Source organism: Citrobacter sp. RHB35-C17, assembly GCF_013816795.1.
Lineage (GTDB): Bacteria > Pseudomonadota > Gammaproteobacteria > Enterobacterales > Enterobacteriaceae > Citrobacter_A > Citrobacter_A amalonaticus.
Map to the genome: position 1 here is coordinate 2863158 of NZ_CP057150.1, position 18981 is coordinate 2882138.

The following is an 18981-nucleotide window of genomic DNA, read 5'->3' on the forward strand; positions in this document are numbered from 1 at the left end:
GCTATTTTTTACTGCCCAAGGAGTTTACATACCACGGCATCGCCTTAAGAATACCTTCCGATATGTTGAACTGAGGCTCGTATCCAAGCCTGGTTTTGGCTTTAGTAATATCAGCTTGAGAATGGCGAACATCACCAGCACGAAAATCTTTATATACTGGCTCTTTGTTGTACGAAACACCATTTTCATTAAGTGCATTTTTTAACGCAGTGAATAATTGATTGAGCGTCGTACGGTCGCCAACTGCAACGTTATAAACCTGATCTCTTGCAGACACATCAGACTGCGCAGCAAGAATATTCATTTGCACAACATTCTCAATAAAACAAAAGTCTCGGCTTGTTTCGCCATCACCATTGATAAATAGCGGTTCATCATTGATCATCGCAGCAGTCCACTTAGGTATCACAGCAGCATATGCACCATTAGGATCCTGACGTTTTCCAAATACATTAAAGTATCTTAATCCAATTGATTTGAAACCGTAGGTTCTGGCAAATACTTGCGCATATAATTCATTTACATACTTTGTCACTGCGTATGGAGATAACGGATTGCCTATATTTTCTTCAATTTTAGGTAATGCAGGATGATCACCATATGTTGAACTACTTGCAGCATAAGTGAAGCTTTTGACATTGGCATCTTTAGCAGCAACCAACATATTAATGAAACCCGATATATTGGTATTATTTGTAGTGATTGGATCTTTAATTGAACGAGGTACAGAACCTAATGCCGCCTGATGAAGGACATTATCTACTCCTTTAACAACCTCCACACACGTTTCTGGATCACGTATGTCCCCTTTCACAAAGGTAAAAGCAGACCATTGTTCAGTTGAAACAGACTCTTTGACCTCATCAAGGTTTGCTTGATGTCCCGTTGCAAAATTATCTAAGCCAATTACTTTTTGATTGAGTTTTAATAAAGTTTCTAATAAGTTTGAACCAATAAATCCTGCAACACCTGTAATTAGCCAGGTTTCAGGTTTAGAAGACAAAGCGCCTTCAACTTGTTTATATTTCACAGAATATCCTCACTGATATGTAGCATCAATTTTTATTATAGACGAATATCGACTATGTTAGGATCGATGATGTATTTCAAATCATAAACAACACCATCATCTCTAATCAGTCCTTTAACGTCGTCTTTACTCATGTCTTTAAATTGAGAGTGAGCAACAGCGAAGATCACGCCGTCATATTTCTTATTAGACAATGTGTTTAATACATTTATCCCATACTCATGGTAGGCTTCTTCAACATTAACCCAAGGATCATAAATATCAACTGCCACATTGTATTCTTTCAATTCGGCGAAGATATCTACAACTTTTGTGTTACGAAGGTCTGGGCAGTTTTCTTTAAAAGTAAGCCCCATGATTAAAACATTAGCACCTTCAATCTGTAATTTTTTCTTGAGCATTGCTTTAATAAGTTGTGATGCCACATACCGACTCATCCCATCATTAATTCTACGGCCGGCCAGGATGACTTCAGGATGGTAACCTATCGCTTGTGCTTTATGAGTTAAATAATAAGGATCTACACCGATGCAGTGTCCACCAACTAAGCCAGGCCGGAATGGGAGGAAATTCCATTTGGTACCTGCGGCTTTTAATACTTCTTCTGTATCAATACCCAACTTGTTAAAAATCATCGCAAGTTCATTAATTAACGCAATATTTAAATCACGCTGAGTATTTTCAATCACTTTTGCAGCTTCAGCAACACGTATCGAAGATGCTTTATGTGTACCAGCAGTGATAATAGTTCCATATAACTTATCGACAATCTCAGCGATTTCAGGTGTTGAACCAGACGTCACTTTTTTGATGTTTGTCACACGGTGTTCTTTGTCACCAGGGTTGATTCGTTCTGGACTGTAACCTGCAAAAAAGTCCGTATTAAATTTCAGACCAGAGATCTTCTCAATTACTGGGATACATACTTCTTCTGTTGCACCTGGATATACAGTTGATTCGTAGACGATAATATCATCTTTTTTTATTATTTTTCCTAGCGTTTCCGAGGCTTTAATGAGAGGCGTTAAATCAGGTTGTTTATATTCATCAATTGGAGTTGGTACAGTTACGATAAATACATTGCACGCCGCTAATTCTTTATAATCACATGAATATTGAAGATAGTAAGCTTCCGCCAGTTCTTTAGAACTACATTCCAACGTAAAGTCGTTACCTGCAGATAATTCTTTAATGCGTTTCTCGTTGATATCAAAACCAAGCGTCTTAATATTTTTGCCAAATTCAACAGCTAAAGGTAAGCCAACATAGCCCAGCCCAATAATTCCTATTTTATAATTTTCAAGATTAAAACTCATTTTGCTATTCCTGAGATGTAACTTTAATAGATTTAATTGCTGACTCTTTCGCTTAACATACAGGGCTTAAATAGCCAACAATGGTGTGATATACAGTATTACCGATGTATTTATTTACACACGCTACCGCCCCTGGCTTTACAGCTACCAGTGCACTGCGTACTCTCACAGACGTGTTGAGCTCTGCTTTCTCTCGCGCAAAGCCCCAAAACTCAAACCCTAATTGTCTTACCAATTGATGTCAGAAACAAGAAGAAATCTTATAAAAAGCGGTGCTAAATTTTGTAGTTAACCCAATGAAATCATAAATATTTTTCGAAGATGAAAAAACGGTAGCAACATTCCGGGCATATCTGCATCACCGCGTCGAATGTTAACTACCGTTATGTGTTTTTACGACCTGCCGGACCGTCGATTTTTCAATTTACTCGCTAAGCAACTTCTCAATACCTTTACGGAACTTCGGTCCTTCTTTCAGATTGCGCAGTCCGTACTTCACAAACGCCTGCATGTAGCCCAATTTTTTACCGCAGTCGTAGCTGTCGCCGGTCATTAGCATGGCGTCAACGGATTGTTTTTTCGCCAGTGCTGCAATTGCATCGGTCAACTGGATACGGCCCCAGGCGCCCGGTTCGGTTCTTTCGAGTTCGGCCCAGATATCCGCTGAGAGGACATAACGCCCTACCGCCATCAGATCGGAATCCAGCGTTTGCGGCTGATCCGGTTTCTCGATAAATTCAACAATGCGACTCACCTTCCCTTCATTATCCAGCGGATCTTTCGTCTGGATGACAGAGTACTCGGAAAGATCACCCGGCATACGTTTCGCCAGAACCTGACTACGGCCAGTTTCTTCAAAACGCGCAACCATTGCCGCAAGGTTATAGCGCAGCGGATCAGCACTGGCGGTATCAATAACGATATCAGGCAATACCACCACAAAAGGATTATCGCCAATCGCCGGACGCGCGCAAAGAATGGAGTGACCCAGCCCCAGCGGCTGCGCCTGGCGCACGTTCATAATGGTCACGCCCGGAGGACAAATGGACTGCACTTCCGCCAGCAACTGACGCTTCACGCGTTGCTCAAGGAGTGACTCAAGTTCATAAGAGGTGTCGAAATGGTTCTCAACGGCGTTTTTAGACGCGTGTGTGACCAGGAGGATTTCTTTGATCCCTGCAGCTACGATTTCGTCAACGATATACTGAATCATGGGTTTGTCGACGATCGGTAGCATCTCTTTGGGAATTGCCTTGGTGGCAGGCAACATGTGCATACCCAGACCCGCTACCGGTATAACTGCTTTCAAATTACTCATTATTTCATCCACCTGTAAAATGGTTGCTGAATTATAGCCTTTTGACTCGTTTTAGCCAGCATGAATTAGTTAGAGGAAATCATCGCTGCTTTGTCACTGATGCTACGCCGGTCACTGATAAATTGCAGTAGCCATAATCTTAAGTATGGACCGATTTCGCCAGGAATGGTCGCAAATTCACCCCCTCCCCACCGGTAAGCGGAAGTTGATCGCATCAACGTTCACCACATGATGGTTTATGCGGTCTATATCCACTGAGCTTTGCCCCTTCTCATTCACCGCATGTACGTTTGCCAACGACAGCAGCGTGTCCTCTTTCGCCATAAACTTACCGCGCACGTCTTTGCGCAGATCAAAGTGCATCTTCAGCGCCGGACCGATTGCTGACGCCTGCATCACTCTGATGTTGCGCAGAAAGAGATGCTGCGGCTGATTATGCAACTCCAGCGTCGCCCGCTTCATCTCGATGTTGGTTAACGCGACAAAAGAGGTGGCATTACCGGAGGAAATTTGAATGCCGCGCAATTTGTATTCAAGCTGCGTGTTATCAAGGGAGATATGGTTGAGTTTGAAATTTTGCGGGATGGAGAGATATTTCCCTTTGACCACGCCATAGCCAATGAGCATCCCGGCACTGTTAACCATATCGACATTATCAATCACAAAATTATCGCAACCGTAAATGGCAACCGTCGCATTGTCGATGCCGGCCTTCTTGCTGAAATCCGGGGTGATGTTCTTCGCCTTCACATTGCGAATCACAAAATGTTTGCCGTTCTCGACATGCACCAGTTGCCGACAATCTGATCCGGTAATGTTGGCGACCACAAAATTTTTAACCGTCTGCTGCTCCGGATAGGTGTTGTCGTAGGTGCTCCCCGCAAGCCCAATGCCAATCCCCCAGTTAATCTTGCCGTTGGTACAGTTGATCCGTTCAATGACGTGGTCAGAAATCAGGATATTGCTATCGTTAATAGCGACATTCCATTCGATGGCATCCCCCTGCAAATCGCTGAAACGACAATGGGTAATACGTGCGCCATCAACCTGATTGTGAAATCCCTGGCGCAGAATCGCATAGTTGGCCTGGGTCACCGTGAGATTATCGATGACCAGATTACGCATCACACGCGGCTTTTTTCCACCGATATAAATCTGTGTCACCGGCCCAAAACCGCTCATCGCAAGGCCGTTAATCACACAGTCGGAACCGCGCACATCCAGCGTGATATTGTGCAGGCTGCCGCCCTTCTCGCCCACAACCTGGCATCCGTCCTGGAGCACAAAGCGACCACGCCCATTACCGCTCAGGCGGCCCAGCACATGCAGCGTTTTTCCCGGGGGGATAAAAATGCCGGTATTGATGTTCTCGCACACCAGTCCCGCTGGCACCACCACGGTCTCTGCGTCGCTGAAGGCCTGTCGAAAGGAGGCAATCCAGTCTTTCGCATTGTAATCCTGAATATTGACGGTTTTGCGGGACGCAACAGCGCGGGCAAAAGGTGAATGGAGGACAGGAAGTACGGCAAGCGCGGAGCTTGCCGTCAGGAAGGTACGTCGGGAGAGCGTTTTCTCTGGCATACAACCTCGGTTTACATCGTTTGCAGCAGGCTGGCCAACTGACGATTGATTACCTGCTGATTAAAATCATGTTCAACTTTTTCACGCGCGCGCTGGATGATGGGTTCCAGCGTCTGGTGGTCAAGTTGGCTGAACAACGCGAGCTGTTGCGCCAGCGCATGGGCGTCGTTTTCCGGTACCAGCCAGCCGGACTCCCCGGCATCCACCAGCTCCGGGATCCCACTGTGAACGGTAGAGACCACCGGGATCCCCACCGCCATCGCTTCCATCAACGCAACGGGAATGCCTTCCATGTCGCCATCCGTGCCGGTAATCGACGGCAACAGAAAGACATCCGCGTTATCCAGCATCGTTTTCACTTCATGGCTGGGCTTAAATCCCGGCATCTCAATCACGTCATCAAGCTGATACTGCTCAATCAACGTGCGCAATCGCCGCTCCCAGGGACCCATACCCAGAATGCGATAACGAAACGCCACACCCTGCGCCTTCAACTGGCGGCAGGCCTCTATCGCCACATGCAGTCCTTTTTTCTCAGTCAGTCGCGCAACAGAGATAATCTCCAGCGGCGTACCGGGGGCTTTCACTGGCCGGTGCGTAAAGCGCGTCATATCCACGCCCATCCGTGAAACGGCAATCTTCTCCGGCGGACAGCCCATGCTTTTCAGCCTTCCAGCCCAGAGATCGCTAATCGGCAACATCAGATCGCCACGACGGAACAGTTGCTGGTACTCCGGCGTGTAATGGTTAAGAACTTCCCGACTGGAAATATCAATACCGTGAAAAATCGTCGCAATCTTGCCCTGAATAACGCCCAGCTCACGCAGCTTCGCCGCCGTTACGCCCGCCGGACCAAAGTGGGCGATAAAGACATCCGCACGCAGGGGTTGACTTATCTGCGCACAGATTGAAGAGAGGATCAGGTTACGTGATTCATCGCCGTAGCGAGAGAAGTTGAGCGATTTCCACGTCGTCGCCCGGTGCAGTCCTGACAGCGTTTTCACTGCCCGAGTGCGCAGCTTTGCCAGACGTCCCGGCGGCTCGTCCTGTAGCCAGTGCGTTCTGGCCGCCAGGCCATATTTTTCCCAGGCGGCATGCGTATTTTGCGTGTCACCTTTTTGCAGGGCGACAATCTCAACGTCAAAACCCATGTCGATAAACGCGGTAATCTGGTTGAGGACGAAGGTTTCCGACGACAGCGGAAATTTCAGTAAAAAAAAGCTGACCTTCATTTCCCCTCCCCGATGCGCGTTAACACCGACTCCACCATACGGTATCCCTGTTCACGCTCGCGACGCACCGCCTGCGCAAGACGCTCATTGATCTGCGGCAACTGTCCGAGCGTATCCGCCACCATCGCTTGCAGACTGCCATCCAGCAGATGACGGATATCTATCGCCATCTCCGGCATCCCCAGTTGCTGCATGATGCCCGCCGATTTGTGCTCGTAATTAATCGCAATAGCAGGCGTCGCGAAGTTCATCGAGATAATGGCGGAATGCAGGCGTGTGCCAACCGTCAGGTCGCATGCGCCGAGGATCTTGCCCATCTCCAGATCATTGAGCTCATCCATCACCACGTGGTAACGCGCCGGGTCGCTGACGTACTGGCGCAGATTCAGCGCCACCATGCGGTCATCTTTGTTATAGCTGTCAATGCCGGTACAGGTAGACAGTGCGATAACCTGATAGCCCTCATCCAGAATGCGGTTGACCACACCGGCGAAGGCCTTCTCATAAGCCTCCTGCGTGGTGCCCAGGCGTTTATCAAACGGCGCCAGTTCTCGCAGAGTAATTGCCACCGTTTTCTGCTGCGCCGCTACGCTCAGCCAGTGTTGAACGGCATAGCCCGGCGTAAAATCTTCATCATGATGATCCACCAGCCAGGCGGTATCCACGCCGTGCTCCACTTTTTCGGTGGTGATTTCACTGCGTTTCATCAGTTCCAGGCTGACCGACTCCCGCAGGATCAGTGCATCACAGTGGCCGAAAACATAGTTGGCCAGTTGATTAAATTGCGGATCCTGGAACGGACCGACGCTGTGACCGACCATGTACAGTGGTTTTTTCGCCATAAAGGTACACAGCGCGTGTTCAAACTGCGGAACACCGTACAAGTCGACGAAGAACGAACCACCCACCTGAACGATAGCGTCATAACCCGCAAGCAAACGCACGAAATCGGTAAAACCCTGAGCAATCGCGATATTACGCAGCTTGCCGGTATCGGTAACGCGGGAAAGCAGCACCTGATGCTGATAGCGACGACGGAGGATTTTTTTCACCCGCCCCACTACGCCAGCCGCGCTGTTGTGCTGTTTCATCTGTAAAAAGAGCGGATCGCCCATCACCGGACGGTTCAAAAGCCAGGACGAACTTACCGGGTAGCGGCTCATCACATCCACTTCCGCGTCAGGCTCGAGGCGGTGAATGGCGTCCAGCAGACCACGTAAAATCGCACTGTCGCCACGGTTGCCGCAGGTATGGTTGCCCAGAATCAATAATTTCATTTCACCCTCTTAAAATCGTTGCCATCCGGCAAAACTTATCCTGCACGAAGCAAGGTTTTCATTTTTTCGCTGCGACAAAACTGGCGCTTCATCTCCACCACCAGCGGATGGCGTGAGAGCACGATCATCACCGCGAACGCCAGCGCACCGGCGGCAATCTGCGTCGCCAGCAGCACACCGAGCGACAGATGTCCCTGTAACGCGATACCCAGACCGTAGCTCACCGCCAGCGTCGGCAATGAGAGATAGAACGGCAGCCACAGGCTCAGAATGTACTGGCGGTAGCTGGAACCCAGCACCGGTTTGATCATCACGAAATAGCTCAGAATGGTGTTGATAATTTGCACCAGCAGGAAGCCCAGCGTCACGCCAATTGCGCCCGCCATCTGCCCGCCGACAATAATCGCCGGGATGAACAGGAACGTTTTAAACACATTGAATTTAAAGCTGATGTCTACCCGCGCTTTCGCCATCAACAGCGAACCAATCGGATTACCAACCGAGCGCAGCAACCCCACCACGCACAGCAGTTGCAGCACAGGAATGATGCTGTTCCACTTCTCGCCAAAGACCAGCGGCACAAAATTATTAGCAACCACCATCAGGCCCAGCAAAGCCGGGAAGTTGATAATGCCCACCACGGAAAGCAGTTTGTAGAAGTTCACGCGCAGCTTCTGGGTGTCGTCCTGAATTTTGGCAAATGCCGGAAACAGCACGCGGGTGATGATAGGGTTGAGCTTCATCGGCGGCACCACTGCCACGTTATACGCCAGGTTATAGCCCCCTGCGACGCCGGCACCGAGAATACGCGCCAGCACCAGCGTGGAAAGGTTGGTGTTGACGTAGTTGATGATGCTGTCCGCCGTCAGCCACGCACCAAAGCGCAAATTCGACGAAACGGACGCCAGCGAAAAGTGCAGACCTGGACGGTAGATCTTGCGGCCAAAATAGCCAAACAACAGCGTGCGCACCGCGCTATTTACCAGGTAACCGAGTATGGCCGTCATCGCCAGCGGCCAGAAATGCGCGCTGACAACGGTAAATGTAAAACCTGCCAGTACAGCGCTGGTTTCAATCATCCCAATCTTGTTGAACTCCAGCTCTTTCTGCATCAGCGCGCGGAACTGCTGCCCGTGAGGGATCACCACAAACGCCAGCGACAGCGTTTTAATCAGCGGTGCCAGATCCGGGTTATGCAGCACATTGCTAATCACATCGCTAAGCAGGAAGACCGCCACACAGACGATGATTCCCAACCCGACATTCAGCCAGTACAGCGTGGTCAGCTCAAGATGGCTTATCGCCTTGCGCTGAATAATGGAGTTGGCAATACCGAAGTCAGACAGCGTATCGGCCAGCGCAATGATCACCAGCGACACGGTCAGCAGGCCGAACTGGTGGTTATCGACGATCCGCGCCAGTACCGTCATCTGGATAAGCCCAAGGCTGATAATGATCACCGTGGCAATCGCCGACCACTTCGCGCCGCTGATGGTTTTTTCACGTAAGCTCATGACCGTTCCTCAGTACGCCGCTTTGTTAACAAAGCCCTTAAACACCGTCAGAAAAACGATCTTGATGTCGAACCACACGCTCCACTCGCGGATGTACTCCAGATCGTACTCCACGCGTTTTTCCATTTTCTCCAGCGTGTCAGTTTCACCGCGCCAGCCGTTGATTTGCGCCCAACCGGTGATCCCCGGCTTCACCTTGTGGCGCAGCATGTAGCCTTCAATCAGTTGACGATACTGTTCGTTATGCGCCACCGCATGCGGACGCGGCCCGACGATAGACATGCCACCGGTCAGCACATTAATAAACTGCGGTAGTTCATCCAGCGAGGTACGACGCAGGAAATTCCCCACTCGGGTGACGCGCGGATCGTTCTGCGTCGCCTGTGTGACGACCTTGTCGTTTTCCATCACCTTCATTGAGCGGAATTTCCACACGTTGATCGGTTTACCGTCCATGCCATAACGGGTCTGACGGAAGATGATCGGCCCCGGCGAACTCAGCTTCACCGCCAGCGCAATGCAGCACAACACCGGGGAGATCAGCAGCAGGATCAGCGACGCCAGCACAATATCTTCCGCACGCTTAAGCAGACGGTTGATACCCGACAGCGGCGTGTCATACAGCGGCACCACCGGCACGCCACTCACTTCTTCGATGCGGGAATGCAGAATGTTAAAGGTAAACACGTCCGGAATGAGGATCACCGAACAGGTAGTATCCGCCAGTTCGCGCACCAGTTTTTTCACCCGCGCGCCGTCGCACATCGCCATCGCAATGTAGACGTTATGGATGCGTGACGCTTTCGCGTCTTCAACCAGTTGTTCGAGGTTACCTGCCCAGTCAGAGGTAACGCCGCCCGGTTTCGGATCGTGATAAACGCCAACTACCTCAAAACCTAACCACGGTTCGTTGCGGAAGCTATCGAGCAGCGCCCGTCCGGCAGGCAGATCGCCCGCGACGGCCACCCGACGCGTGTTGTAGCCACGGTTGCGTAGCCATCCTGCACCGATGCGAATAAACGATCGGCAGAAGACCAGTCCGACGCTGGTCAGCAGATACCACGCCAGCCAGACCGCGAGGCGGTTATCGAAATCCTGATTGAATGCCACCAGACCGGCGCTAAAGACGAGGCTCAGCGTCCAGTTTTGCAGCAGGAGAGTCAGTTCAGTGGAAATTTTGACGCCGCGCCATGAACGATAGAAATCGGTTATGCCACCCAGCATCTGGAAAACAACCAACGTGATCAGCGCCACCAACAGGTGCATATACAGGAAAGGCAGTCCACTGACTTCGCAGACGACCCACAGCCCGCCAAACATGATGGTGATATCTGAAAAGCGTTGCACCATAGAGATTAACGATGCATTGGTTTTGGCCCGTTCGCGCTTTTTTAGATTTGTCATCGTTGTTCCTGTTATTAGCCCCTTACCCGCCAGCGGGTAAGGGAAGATCTGACCTTACTGATTCAGTAACGCCAGCAGAGTGCGCGTTCGCGCTTCCATCAGCGGAATATCGCCGCGTGACTCCACGTTCAGGCGTACCACCGGTTCGGTGTTGGAGGAGCGCAGGTTGAAACGCCAGTCGACGAACGACATGCTGATGCCGTCGGTTCTGTCCACCGCCAGCGCCTCGCTGGCAAAGTGTTGTTCCACCCGAGAAATCGCTGCCGCCGGTTCCTCCAGCTTGCTGTTGATTTCGCCGCTCGCCGGGAATGCCGCCATCCGGTCTCGTACCAGTTCACCCAGCGACTGTCCCTTCAGACACACCAATTCCGCCACCAGCAACCATGGGATCATTCCGCTGTCGCAGTAAGCAAAATCACGGAAATAGTGGTGGGCGCTCATCTCGCCGCCGTAGATGGCGTCTTCGTGGCGCATCCGCTCTTTAATGAAAGCGTGACCGGTTTTCGACATCACCGGCGTGCCGCCCGCCGCTTTCACCACATCCACCGTGTTCCAGGACAGACGCGGGTCGTGAATGATTTTGGCGCCCGGTTGTTTTTCGAGGAACGCTTCCGCCAGCAGGCCGACAATGTAGTAACCCTCGATGAACTGGCCTTTCTCGTCGAACAGGAAGCAGCGGTCGAAATCACCGTCAAAGGCAATCCCCATATCCGCGCCATGTTCAATCACCGCATTGCGGGTATCGGCGCGACACTCCGGCAACAGCGGATTAGGAATGCCGTTCGGGAAGTTGCCGTCCGGGGTGTTATGCACTTTGATCAATTCTACCGGCACGCCCAGCGCCTGAAAGCGCGCGTCGATGGCGTCCACCACCGGGCCTGCCGCGCCGTTACCGGAGTTGATCACCAGCTTCAGCGGGGTGAGGTTTTTAACATTGATGTAGCCGAACAGATGGTCGATATAGGCATCACGCAGGGAGATTTGCTTATAGCTTCCGCGCTGCGCGGGGTTCACCGGCGGGAAGTCGTTGGCCTCGGCCAGACGCTGCACGTCACGCAGACCGGTATCGCCACTGATGGGACGCGCGCCTTCGCGCACCAGCTTCATGCCGTTGTAGTCCATCGGGTTGTGGCTGGCGGTGACTTCAATCCCGCCGTCCACGCCAAGGTGGAAAGTCGCGAAGTAGATCTCTTCGGTGCCCGACAGGCCGATATCCAGCACGTCAACGCCGGCATCCTGCAACCCTTTTGCCAGCGCCAGCTTCAGCGCCTCACTGGTCAGACGCACGTCGCCGCCCAGCACAATGGTTTTCGGCTTCAGAAATTCGCCGTAAGCGCGACCAATCCGCCACGCAATCTCTTCATTCAGCTCTTCGCCCAGCCTGCCGCGAATATCGTAGGCTTTGAAACAGGTTAATTTTGTCATGTTTTTACCCTTATTCAGGCAACAGTTGTCCCTCTCCGGACTGGAGATATTTTTTGTAAAGTACATAACCATTAGATTTCGCGTTGCAGGAAGGCGGCGACTGCGCGTATCCCCGGGAGCTTAGTCAACGAAGTGACCGGGGTGCGTAAAGGAAGCCAACGCATCTGCGGCGCGAAAGATGATGGTTAGGGCGTCACACCCGGCCGTAGCGATCCTCAAACCGCACCACATCATCCTCTTCGAGGTAAGAACCCGAGCGCACTTCAATCAGATCGAGTGGAATTTTCCCTGGGTTTTCCAGACAGTGGGTGGCTCCCAGCGGAATGTAGACAGACTCGTTTTCACCGAGCAGTTTGATCTCACCGTCAATGGTTACTTTAGCGGTACCCGCCACCACCACCCAGTGTTCGGCGCGGTGGTGGTGCATCTGTACCGACAGCCCTTCCCCTGGTTTCACGGTGATGCGTTTGACCTGATAGCGGTCACCGGCGTCGATGGAATCATATTTCCCCCACGGACGGTACACTTCGCGGTGAATATGGTGCTCGTGGCGGCCATCGGCTTTGATTTGTTCAACCACTTTTTTGACGTCCTGCACCGCGTTACGGTCGGCAATCAGCACCGCGTCTTTGGTCTGCACCACCACCAGGTCTTTCACGCCGACGGTGGTCACCAGTCCCGATTCGGCATAGACGTAGCTGTTTTCCGTTTTATGGCTGATGACGTCGCCGTGATGGACGTTTCCCTCGGCGGTATGGGCGCTGATTTCCCACAGCGAGGACCAGGAGCCGACATCGCTCCAGCCCGCATCCATCGGCATCACCACCGCATCCGCCGTGCGTTCCATTACTGCGTAATCGACAGATTCTTCCGGACACGCCAGGAACGATGCTTCATCCACGCGAATGAAATCGAGATCCGGATCGACCACGCTCATCGCGTTTTCGCAGGCTTCCAGGATATCGGGACGGTATTTTTTCAGCTCTTCCAGATAGCGTCCGGCGCGGAACAGAAACATCCCGCTGTTCCAGTAATAATCACCGCTGGCGACATAGGCCTGCGCTGTTTCCAGACTCGGTTTTTCCACAAACTGCGCAACGTCAAACGCCACGGCATCGTTAACGCCGGGGGTGACATCGCCACGACGGATATAGCCGTAGCCCGTTTCCGGCAGATCCGGAACGATACCAAACGTGACCAGCTTTCCGGCTTCGGCGTACGGCATTGCGTTGCGCACCGCGTCGCGAAAGGCCTCTTCGTTGGCAATCACGTGATCTGCCGCCAACACCAGCATCAGCGGGTCGCAGTCCGGACTGTGACGTTTTGCCGCCAGCGCCGCTAATGCAATGGCCGGCGCGGTATTACGCCCCGCCGGTTCAAGAATAATGTTCTCCGTCAGTTTATTAAGCTGACGCAATTGCTCCGCGACGATAAAACGGTGCTGCTCATTGCAGATCACCACCGGACTTTCGCACTCCACGCCGTTAAGACGACAAATGGTCGTTTGCAGCATGGTGAGATCGCCTTTCAGGCACAGGAACTGCTTAGGATAAAGTACACGGGAAAGCGGCCATAAGCGGCTACCGGAGCCACCGGCCATCACAACCGGATAGAGTGTTGTCTGACTCATAATTTAATCCCGAATATCATTCATAAATTGACGTAGCACATTCTCTTTATCGAGCGTGCGTTCGGCATATTCACGTGCCACCGTGTTGTTTTTTGGCATGGTGAGCGCCATCGTTATCCCTGCCACCAGCGCATCGACCGATTCCGGCTCAACGCACACCGCAATGCCTGCATAGCGGTCGCAAAGCTGACCGAGTTCCGTCTCCGGTTCTGCGGTAATCACCGCATTGCCGCCCACCGCCAGAATATTGGTCAGTTTGGAGGGCAGAACGGCATCCGCCGCCCCGCGTTTTTGCACCACCAGGTGGCAATCGCCCATCTTCAATAGCGCAGGCAGCGCCTCGTAAGGCTGCAACGGGAAAAACAGAACGTTGTGCAGACCGCGCTCGCGGGCCATTTTCTCCAGACGCGCTTTGCCGCCGCCCTGCCCGACGATAGCGAAAACCAGCGGCTGCTCACGCAGTTGTTCCGCCGCCGCAATCACGTTTTCCAGCCCTTGCTTCTCGCCGATATTGCCGGAGTAAAGAATGATTTTTTTGTCATCCGGCAAACCAAGCTGTTGGCGGAGGCTGATAACCTCGTCATCGTTAACATTCTGAAAACGGGCGACTTCTGACCAGTTAGGGAAGAAGATCACTTTCTCTGCCGCCACCCCTTTCGCCTGGGCTTTATGCATCATTGAGCGGGAGATGGTGGAGACATTGTCGACGTTATGCAGACCGCTACGCTCGAAAGCGGTCGCCAGCTGTGCCACTTTGCCGGTTTTACCGTTGCCTGCCAGACCGAGCCCCAGCATCGCATCGACTTCATAATCCTGAATGTGCAGCAGCGTGCGGGCGCCTGAGAGTTTCGCCAGCAGCCGCATTCCCGGCGTACAAAACAGCGTGGGCACCACGCCAATAATGCGATCCGGCTTCCAGCGACGCTGCGCCATCAGCGGGAAAAAGCTGCTGAGGGCGAAGCTGCCCAGATGCAGTAATCGTTTCAGTGTTGACGGCTGCTTTGGCACATACAGTGGGCAGCGCCAGACAGTGGCATCCCCCTCTTCCCGGCGATAGCGCCAGGCTGAATAGCGCTCGCCCACTTTCCACTGCGGGTAATATGGCGGCGCGGTGATAACCCGCACATCATGGCCTTCGCGCGCCATCCACTCCACCATTTCACCGGTGTATTTACCGATGCCGGTTAACTCCGGTGAATAGTTGATGCCATACACAAGGATCCTCATAATCCCAGCGCCTTAGCCTGACATTCCGGCAAAAAATACGCCCGACTGTTGTCATGGACGTTGTCGCTAGCCAGCAACGCCGCGGGCGTCATCCAGCAGTAAGCGCCGTGCTGCGCGTCAGGCAGAGGCAAATCATGCGCCTGCACCCGCAGACGGAAACCGAGCACGATGTAATGCGTTGAGAAGTCTTCACCGGAAAAGTTATCGTCATAGAAATGCTGCCAGACGCCATAAAACTCCCCGGCAGACAGCGGCAAACGTAGCCCCAGTTCGGCTTCGGTCAGGCGTTCGAAGGCCGCACTCAGCGGCTCATCTTTTTGCACCCGGCCACCGGGCACGAACCAGAAGCCCTGCGCCGGTCGGTTCAGTCGTTTACCCAGCAGAAATTCCCCCTGCGCGTTTTCCACGATCAAATCGAGGGAGACAAGCGGCGTGGAACGCACGACGGTGGCAAAATCTTCCTGACGTAAAAACATGTTTACCCCCGGAACCGATGCTGATTCTCAAGGAACCACTGATATGTGCTGGCAAGGCCCGCTTCCAGTGAGATCTCGTGATACCAGCCCAGCTGATGCAAACGGGTCACATCCAGCAGTTTTCGTGGCGTACCGTCCGGCTTCGTCGCGTCAAACACCACGCGGCCCTTGTAGCCCACAACCTGAGCGATGGTCTGCGCCAGTTCGCGAATGGTGCAATCCACGCCCGTACCGACGTTAATGTGCGACAGCATCGGCTGGGTGTTCTCCTGCCAGACTTCGCTGTCCAGTTCCATCACATGGATGCTGGCGGCGGCCATATCATCGACGTGCAGAAACTCACGCATCGGCGTCCCGCTGCCCCACACCACCACGTCCGCCGCATTCTGCATGGTCGCTTCGTGGAAACGACGCAGCAACGCCGGGATCACGTGCGAATTGCTCGGATGGAAGTTGTCATGTGGACCATACAGGTTGGTCGGCATCACGGAACGATAGTCGCGCCCGTACTGGCGGTTGTATGACTCGCACAGTTTGATACCGGCAATCTTGGCAATGGCATACGGCTCGTTGGTTGGTTCCAGCGTGCCCTGCAACAGTTCACTCTCCGCCATCGGCTGTTTTGCCAGTTTGGGATAGATACAGGACGAACCGAGGAACAGCAGCTTATTCACGTTATGCAGATGCGCGGCGTGAATGATGTTGCTTTCCATCATCATATTTTCAAAGATGAAATCGGCCGGATACGTGTTATTGGCAACAATACCGCCCACCTTCGCCGCCGCCAGATAAACCTGATCGATACGCTCAGTGGCAAAGACATCCAGCACTGCCTTGCTGTCCAGCAGGTTCAGCTCATCGCGGGTGCGCAGCACCAGCTCCACATCACCACGCTGCGCAAGCTGGCGGGCAATCGCGGAACCCACCATTCCGCGATGACCAGCAATAAAAATACGTTGTTTGCTCATTCTCAGGACTCCAGCGCGATGGCAACCTCGTAGCCATGAGATTTCAGCAGGGAGTGTTTCTTCGCCGCTTCCAGATCTTTAGCGACCATCTCGGAGACCATTTCCTGCAACGTAATTTCCGGTTTCCAGCCCAGCTTCTCATGCGCTTTGCTCGGGTCACCCAGCAGGGTTTCCACTTCTGCCGGACGGAAGTAGCGCGGATCAACGGCCACAATCACATCACCGGGTTTCACGCCTGGCGCGTCATGACCGGTGACAGAAACCACAATCCCTTTCTCTTCCACGCCTTCGCCTTCAAAGCGCAGTTTGATCCCCAGCTGGGCCGCCGCCATTTCGACGAACTGACGCACGGAGTACTGCACGCCGGTCGCGATCACGAAGTCTTCCGGCTGTTCCTGTTGCAGCATCATCCACTGCATTTTGACGTAGTCTTTCGCATGGCCCCAGTCACGCAGGGAATCCATGTTGCCGAGATACAGGCAGGACTCCAGCCCCTGAGCGATGTTAGCAATCGCGCGGGTGATTTTACGGGTGACGAAGGTTTCGCCACGACGCGGCGATTCATGGTTAAACAGGATGCCGTTACAGGCGTAGATACCATAGGATTCACGGTAGTTGACGGTGATCCAGTAGGCGTAAAGTTTGGCGACCGCATACGGCGAGCGCGGGTAGAATGGCGTGGACTCTTTTTGCGGGATTTCCTGCACCAGACCGTACAGCTCAGAGGTCGATGCCTGATAGAAACGGGTTTTCTTTTCCAGACCGAGGAAGCGGATGGCTTCCAGCAGACGCAGCGTTCCCATCGCATCCACATCGGCGGTGTATTCCGGCGATTCGAAGGAAACCGCAACGTGGCTCATCGCACCCAGGTTGTAGACTTCATCCGGCTGCACTTCCTGCAGAATACGCGTCAGGTTGGAGGAGTCCGTCAGGTCACCGTAGTGCAGATGGAATTTCGGGTTGCTCGCATGGGGATCCTGATAGATGTGATCCACGCGCTCGGTGTTAAATGAAGACGCACGACGCTTAATACCGTGAACCTCATAACCTTTTTCCAGCAGAAGTTCTGCCAGGTAAGAACCATCCTGCCCGGTAACGCCGGTAATGAGAGCGACTTTAGACATTTTATTACCTCTTAATTATCCCCTAAATCGTTCGGGTTATAGCAAGGCGGTGACGCCGCTTATCCAGGAGCTTACAGAAGTAAGTGACCGGATAATCAAGGAAAGCCAACACTGCTACAGCCCGAAACATGACGGGGAAACTGATTACTTTTCAACGCGTTCGCGTATCACAACTGCGGGATTGCCACGGCAAATCATATTTGCCGGTAGCGATTTAAAAACACTGCTGCGCGCACCAACGACAGTGCCATCGCCTATCGTTACGCCTGGCGCCACAAACACATCCGTTGCCAGCCAGCATTTATTGCCAATCACAATCGGGGTGGCGTTAATATCAAAATGCGCGCTGGTATGATCGTGACTGCCGGTACACAAATAGCTTTTCTGCGAAACCACCGCATGGGCACCAATCGTAATATCGCCGAGCGTATATAAATTGACGTCATCCCCTACCCAGGCATAATCACCAATGGTTAATTTCCACGGATAGGTAATTTTCACCGACGGTCGAATGACTACGTTTTTTCCTATTTTCGCGCCAAACAGACGGAGCAAAAAAGCGCGCCAGCGATATAACACCTGCGGTGACCAGGAAAATAATGTTGCCTGTACGGCCCACCACAATTGCACTTTAATTACATTTCCGCCGCGAAATCCTTTCGGTACGGAGAAACCACGTAAATCCTGCATCATTAATCCTTATATTTCAGGCTTTGTTATATAAGGCTTTCGTTTTACCTGTCGTACGTAAGCGTAATAGCTTCGATAATTCAGCCCAAAAACCCGGCACGCGTAATATCTGACGCTGCACTTTTTTGGCATCTTCGCATAATTCCAGATTATTCGTCGTTGACACACCGCCCATTGAAAATTCAGAGACCAGACCGTCCAGTTTTTTAAAGTCATAACCTTCTTTATACAATCTGGCGGCCAGCGCATAATCCGATGACACTTTATATTGCAGGTCGTAGTGCCAGACTTTTAGTCCCGCCAGCGGGAAAAAGATTGCCTGATGGCTGGCCGGCAGGCTGTGATAGATATACCAACCGGGTTTCGCGCTACGCTTCGTTTTATGACCATCGCCAAAATCGAGCAGCGCATCACCGGTAATCATCACGTCATCTTTTTGTGTCTGTAACTGACGTACAACGTGGGCGACATCCGGATGAAAGATATCGCCGGAGTTAAGGAACAGCGCGAACTTGCCACGCGCCATTTCAATGCCCTTGTTCATCGCATCATAGATGCCGTTATCCGGTTCGCTGACAAAACGTAAGTGGTAGTTACCGCAGAGGTTTTCCAGAAATTCTTGCGTACCGTCATTTGAACCGCCGTCCACCACGATCCACTCAAAGCGGATGTCGGTCGCCTTCGCCAGATGCGCCAGCGACGCATGGGTTTTGACGATGCCGTCCAGATTGCGAAACGCGACGGTGATAATACTGAGCAGCATAGAATT

At 52.2% G+C, this 18981-nt stretch carries 16 protein-coding genes; all 16 read right to left on the reverse strand.

Features of this window, described 5'->3' with window-relative positions; genetic code table 11:
* Position 1: 1 nt before the first annotated feature.
* On the reverse strand, positions 2 to 1030 hold the full coding sequence (locus HVZ37_RS13695; RefSeq protein WP_181627608.1) for an NAD-dependent epimerase/dehydratase family protein: 1029 nt from the start codon (positions 1028 to 1030) through the stop codon (positions 2 to 4).
* Positions 1031 to 1065: 35 nt separating this feature from the next.
* A complete protein-coding gene (gene tviB / locus HVZ37_RS13700; RefSeq protein ID WP_181627609.1) occupies positions 1066 to 2346 on the reverse strand; it encodes a Vi polysaccharide biosynthesis UDP-N-acetylglucosamine C-6 dehydrogenase TviB in 1281 nt (426 codons plus the stop codon).
* Positions 2347 to 2770: 424 nt separating this feature from the next.
* Complete coding sequence (gene galF / locus HVZ37_RS13705; protein ID WP_044266075.1) at positions 2771 to 3664, reverse strand: UTP--glucose-1-phosphate uridylyltransferase GalF; 894 nt, start codon at positions 3662 to 3664, stop codon at positions 2771 to 2773.
* Positions 3665 to 3841: 177 nt separating this feature from the next.
* On the reverse strand, positions 3842 to 5245 hold the full coding sequence (gene wcaM, locus HVZ37_RS13710; protein WP_181627610.1) for a colanic acid biosynthesis protein WcaM: 1404 nt from the start codon (positions 5243 to 5245) through the stop codon (positions 3842 to 3844).
* Positions 5246 to 5256: 11 nt separating this feature from the next.
* Positions 5257 to 6477: a colanic acid biosynthesis glycosyltransferase WcaL gene (wcaL, locus tag HVZ37_RS13715; RefSeq protein ID WP_181627611.1), complete on the reverse strand. Its 1221-nt coding sequence runs from the start codon at positions 6475 to 6477 to the stop codon at positions 5257 to 5259.
* A complete protein-coding gene (gene wcaK, locus HVZ37_RS13720; RefSeq protein WP_090049745.1) occupies positions 6474 to 7754 on the reverse strand; it encodes a colanic acid biosynthesis pyruvyl transferase WcaK in 1281 nt (426 codons plus the stop codon). Before wcaK ends, wcaL begins: the two co-directional genes overlap by 4 nt.
* A 35-nt stretch (positions 7755 to 7789) precedes the next feature.
* Entirely contained in the window at positions 7790 to 9268 is a 1479-nt protein-coding gene (wzxC, locus tag HVZ37_RS13725) for a colanic acid undecaprenyl disphosphate flippase WzxC (protein ID WP_043000194.1), read from the reverse strand.
* Between the two features lie 9 nt (positions 9269 to 9277).
* Complete coding sequence (wcaJ, locus tag HVZ37_RS13730; protein WP_043000193.1) at positions 9278 to 10672, reverse strand: undecaprenyl-phosphate glucose phosphotransferase; 1395 nt, start codon at positions 10670 to 10672, stop codon at positions 9278 to 9280.
* Positions 10673 to 10726: 54 nt separating this feature from the next.
* Positions 10727 to 12097: a colanic acid biosynthesis phosphomannomutase CpsG gene (cpsG, locus tag HVZ37_RS13735; RefSeq protein ID WP_043000192.1), complete on the reverse strand. Its 1371-nt coding sequence runs from the start codon at positions 12095 to 12097 to the stop codon at positions 10727 to 10729.
* A 193-nt stretch (positions 12098 to 12290) separates the two neighbouring features.
* On the reverse strand, positions 12291 to 13727 hold the full coding sequence (gene cpsB, locus HVZ37_RS13740; protein WP_043000191.1) for a mannose-1-phosphate guanyltransferase: 1437 nt from the start codon (positions 13725 to 13727) through the stop codon (positions 12291 to 12293).
* A 3-nt stretch (positions 13728 to 13730) separates the two neighbouring features.
* Positions 13731 to 14954, reverse strand: a complete 1224-nt coding sequence (gene wcaI / locus HVZ37_RS13745; RefSeq protein WP_181627612.1) for a colanic acid biosynthesis fucosyltransferase WcaI — start codon at positions 14952 to 14954, stop codon at positions 13731 to 13733.
* On the reverse strand, positions 14951 to 15430 hold the full coding sequence (locus tag HVZ37_RS13750; protein ID WP_130097243.1) for a GDP-mannose mannosyl hydrolase: 480 nt from the start codon (positions 15428 to 15430) through the stop codon (positions 14951 to 14953). The genes wcaI and HVZ37_RS13750 overlap by 4 nt, the downstream gene beginning before the upstream one ends.
* A gap of 2 nt (positions 15431 to 15432) precedes the next feature.
* The gene (locus tag HVZ37_RS13755; RefSeq protein WP_181627613.1) at positions 15433 to 16398 is read right to left on the reverse strand and encodes a GDP-L-fucose synthase; all 966 of its coding nucleotides are present in this window, start codon (positions 16396 to 16398) and stop codon (positions 15433 to 15435) included.
* 2 nt (positions 16399 to 16400) lie between these two features.
* Positions 16401 to 17522, reverse strand: a complete 1122-nt coding sequence (gene gmd / locus HVZ37_RS13760; protein ID WP_181627614.1) for a GDP-mannose 4,6-dehydratase — start codon at positions 17520 to 17522, stop codon at positions 16401 to 16403.
* Between the two features lie 144 nt (positions 17523 to 17666).
* The gene (gene wcaF, locus HVZ37_RS13765; protein WP_044266086.1) at positions 17667 to 18212 is read right to left on the reverse strand and encodes a colanic acid biosynthesis acetyltransferase WcaF; all 546 of its coding nucleotides are present in this window, start codon (positions 18210 to 18212) and stop codon (positions 17667 to 17669) included.
* Positions 18213 to 18228: 16 nt separating this feature from the next.
* Positions 18229 to 18975 carry a colanic acid biosynthesis glycosyltransferase WcaE gene (gene wcaE, locus HVZ37_RS13770; protein ID WP_043000185.1) on the reverse strand — a complete coding sequence of 249 codons (747 nt, stop codon included), beginning with the start codon at positions 18973 to 18975 and terminating at the stop codon, positions 18229 to 18231.
* Positions 18976 to 18981 lie beyond the last annotated feature (6 nt).